This is a genomic window from Kocuria cellulosilytica (assembly GCF_040981245.1).
In the GTDB taxonomy this organism is placed as follows: domain Bacteria; phylum Actinomycetota; class Actinomycetes; order Actinomycetales; family Micrococcaceae; genus Kocuria; species Kocuria cellulosilytica.
Window position 1 is genome coordinate 1 of record NZ_JAVFWZ010000136.1, and the last position, 524, is coordinate 524.

The window sequence follows — 524 nt, forward strand, 5'->3', positions numbered from 1 at the left end:
CTCGGGGTGGCCGACCGGATGGGCACCCCCGCGGACACCTTCACGGAGTGCGTGGTGGCGGGCACGGGCCTGGGCGCGCCCCCGGAGGAGTCGGCGTTCAGCCGGGCCGTCCGGATGCCCCGGATCGCCACCTGCGGCGGCGGCCCGGAGCAGCTGCGGGCGATCTCCGAGGGCGCCGTGCTCGCGGACAACGACTACTTCAAGTACTGGGCCGGATACACCGTGCTCACCCGCCCCGTGCTGGCCCTGACGGGCCTCGAGGGCCTGCGGATCGTCTCGGGCACCCTCATGGTGGTCGCCCTGGCCGGGGCGTTCCTCGCGGTGCGCGCCCGGACCTCCACCGCCGTGGGGCTGGCCCTCGTCCTGCCGTACGTCGCGGGGACGAACCTGCTCTCCACCCCGTCGACGTCCTTCAGCCAGTCGATCTCCATCGCCTTCATCTTCCTGTCCGTGATCCTCTCCGCGGCCGGGGCCGGCCGCTCGCCCCGGCTCGGCTACGCAGGAGTGGGCCTGGGCGCCGCGCT

1 protein-coding gene is annotated in these 524 nt (G+C 74.4%); it reads left to right on the forward strand.

Going from position 1 to position 524, the window contains the following annotated elements; genetic code table 11:
* The coding region (locus RCG67_RS17365) for a hypothetical protein (protein WP_368828062.1) at window positions 1–524 on the forward strand (524 nt) is incomplete at both ends.